Here is a 3,365-nt window from a genome sequence, read left to right as displayed (position 1 = left end):
GGTATAAGAGCCTGGCGATGACCTACTTTCACACGGGTATCCGCACTATCATCGGCGCGGAGCTGTTTCACGGACCTGTTCGGGATGGGAAGGGGTGGTTCCAGCTCGCTATGGTCACCAGGCATAAGGGGTTGCAGCGCTGAGGTTGAGGTCAACGCTGCGAATAGGGATGTAGTTGGGGTTGTGCGTCTTGTGTCAACTGTTTCGGCACAGTCGCGATCACACACCAGGCAAAACACACTGGTTATAGGATCAAGCCTTACGGGCAATTAGTACTGGTTAGCTTAACGCATTACTGCGCTTCCACACCCAGCCTATCAACGTCCTGGTCTCGAACGACCCTTCAAGGAGGTCAAGCCTCCAGGGAATCCTCATCTTCAGGCGAGTTTCCCGCTTAGATGCTTTCAGCGGTTATCTCTTCCGTACATAGCTACCCTGCGATGCCTCTGGCGAGACAACAGGTACACCAGCGGTACGTCCACTCCGGTCCTCTCGTACTAGGAGCAGCCCCCGTCAAGATTCCAACGCCCACGGCAGATAGGGACCAAACTGTCTCACGACGTTTTAAACCCAGCTCACGTACCTCTTTAAATGGCGAACAGCCATACCCTTGGGACCGGCTACAGCCCCAGGATGAGATGAGCCGACATCGAGGTGCCAAACACCGCCGTCGATATGAACTCTTGGGCGGTATCAGCCTGTTATCCCCAGAGTACCTTTTATCCGTTGAGCGATGGCCCTTCCATTCAGAACCACCGGATCACTATGTCCTGCTTTCGCACCTGCTCGACTTGTCGGTCTCGCAGTTAAGCACGCTTTTGCCATTGCACTTTAGGTACGATGTCCGACCGTACCAAGCGTACCTTCGAACTCCTCCGTTACACTTTGGGAGGAGACCGCCCCAGTCAAACTGCCTACCATGCACTGTCCCCGACCCGGATTCACGGGTCAAGGTTAGAACCTCAAACAAACCAGGGTGGTATTTCAAGGACGGCTCCACGTGAACTAGCGTCCACGCTTCAAAGCCTCCCACCTATCCTACACAGATCGGTTCAAAGTCCAATGCAAAGCTACAGTAAAGGTTCATGGGGTCTTTCCGTCTAGCCGCGGGGAGATTGCATCATCACAAACACTTCAACTTCGCTGAGTCTCGGGAGGAGACAGTGTGGCCATCGTTACGCCATTCGTGCAGGTCGGAACTTACCCGACAAGGAATTTCGCTACCTTAGGACCGTTATAGTTACGGCCGCCGTTTACCGGGACTTCAATCAAGAGCTTGCACCCCATCATTTAATCTTCCGGCACCGGGCAGGCGTCACACCCTATACGTCCACTTTCGTGTTTGCAGAGTGCTGTGTTTTTATTAAACAGTCGCAGCCACCATTTTATTGCAACCCCTTCACCCTTCTGGCGCAGGCCAGTCAAGCTACCAGGGCGTACCTTATCCCGAAGTTACGGTACCAATTTGCCGAGTTCCTTCTCCCGAGTTCTCTCAAGCGCCTTAGAATACTCATCTCGCCCACCTGTGTCGGTTTGCGGTACGGTCTCGTATGACTGAAGCTTAGAGGCTTTTCTTGGAACCACTTCCAATTGCTTCGCAGCACTAGGCCGCTCGCCCCATATCCTTGAATTCCGCGCCCGGATTTGCCTGAGCGCCTTCTCCAATACAGGGACCGGGACTTCCAACACCCGGACAACCTTCCGCGATCCGTCCCCCCATCGCATCATACGACGGTGCAGGAATATTAACCTGCTTCCCATCAGCTACGCATCTCTGCCTCGCCTTAGGGGCCGACTCACCCTACGCCGATGAACGTTGCGTAGGAAACCTTGGGCTTACGGCGAGGGGGCCTTTCACCCCCTTTATCGCTACTCATGTCAGCATTCGCACTTCTGATACCTCCAGCATCCTTTACAAGACACCTTCACAGGCTTACAGAACGCTCTCCTACCACGCACATTACTGTGCGTCCGCAGCTTCGGTGACTGGCTTAGCCCCGTTACATCTTCCGCGCAGGACGACTCGATCAGTGAGCTATTACGCTTTCTTTAAAGGGTGGCTGCTTCTAAGCCAACCTCCTGACTGTTTTAGCCTTCCCACTTCGTTTCCCACTTAGCCAATCTTGGGGACCTTAGCTGGCGGTCTGGGTTGTTTCCCTCTTGACACCGGACGTTAGCACCCGATGTCTGTCTCCCGTGATTGCACTCTTCGGTATTCGGAGTTTGCTATGGCGGGGTAATCAGCAATAGACCCCCCAACCATGACAGTGCTCTACCCCCGAAGGTGACACACGAGGCACTACCTAAATAGTTTTCGGAGAGAACCAGCTATTTCCAGATTTGTTTAGCCTTTCACCCCTATCCACAGCTCATCCCCTAACTTTTCAACGTTAGTGGGTTCGGTCCTCCAGTACGTGTTACCGCACCTTCAACCTGGCCATGGATAGATCATCTGGTTTCGGGTCTACACCCAGCGACTCAACGCCCTGTTCGGACTCGCTTTCGCTACGCCTTCCCTAATCGGTTAAGCTTGCCACTGAATGTAAGTCGCTGACCCATTATACAAAAGGTACGCCGTCACCCGTTTCCAGGCTCCGACTGTTTGTATGCATGCGGTTTCAGGATCTATTTCACTCCCCTCCCGGGGTTCTTTTCGCCTTTCCCTCACGGTACTGGTTCACTATCGGTCGATCACGAGTATTTAGCCTTGGAGGATGGTCCCCCCATCTTCAGACAGGATTTCACGTGTCCCGCCCTACTTGTCGTACACCTAGTTCCACAACGCTGTTTTCGCATACAGGGCTATCACCTGCTATGGCCGGGCTTTCCATCCCGTTCTGCTAACAATGCTGCTAAAGAGTACAAGGCTCTTCCCATTTCGTTCGCCACTACTTTGGGAATCTCGGTTGATTTCTGTTCCTGCAGCTACTTAGATGTTTCAGTTCGCCGCGTTCGCTTCCCTGACCTATGTATTCAGTCAGGGATGACCCATACGGGCCGGGTTTCCCCATTCGGACATCTCCGGATCAAAGCTTGTTTGCCAGCTCCCCGAAGCTTTTCGCAGGCTACCGCGTCCTTCATCGCCTGTGATCGCCAAGGCATCCACCACATGCACTTGTTCGCTTGACCCTATAACGAGTGTGTCTCGATTGCTCGAAACCGTCGCTACAGGATGAGTTCTCGCATTTGTGCCGTATTCCAAGTCATCTTTCGATCACTTAAATACATTTTGGTTGATACAATCACAACCCGGTATCGCGTTTTGTACTGCAGCGTCTCATCAACGCTTCGCGACACCTTTACTACATCCCATATTTTTAAAGAACAGCCGATCATTCGATCGCTTGGCAATGCCAAATGGAAAC

The 3,365-nt window shown here is 52.9% G+C and carries 1 protein-coding gene and 2 rRNA genes; all 3 read right to left on the bottom strand.

The features are described from left to right. Positions 1-9: 9 nt before the first annotated feature. Positions 10-122, bottom strand: a 5S ribosomal RNA gene (gene rrf, locus CF68_RS34645). A gap of 126 nt (positions 123-248) precedes the next feature. Further along, positions 249-3,129, bottom strand: a 23S ribosomal RNA gene (locus tag CF68_RS34640). A 36-nt stretch (positions 3,130-3,165) separates the two neighbouring features. Beyond that, a partial coding sequence (locus CF68_RS38890; protein WP_235205991.1) for a hypothetical protein occupies positions 3,166-3,365 on the bottom strand: 200 nt, incomplete at its 5' end.

The organism is Cupriavidus sp. SK-4 (genome assembly GCF_000611125.1).
GTDB lineage: Bacteria > Pseudomonadota > Gammaproteobacteria > Burkholderiales > Burkholderiaceae > Cupriavidus > Cupriavidus necator.
The sequence above is the reverse complement of the archived record's forward strand: the minus strand, read 5'-3'. Positions and strand labels throughout refer to the sequence as shown.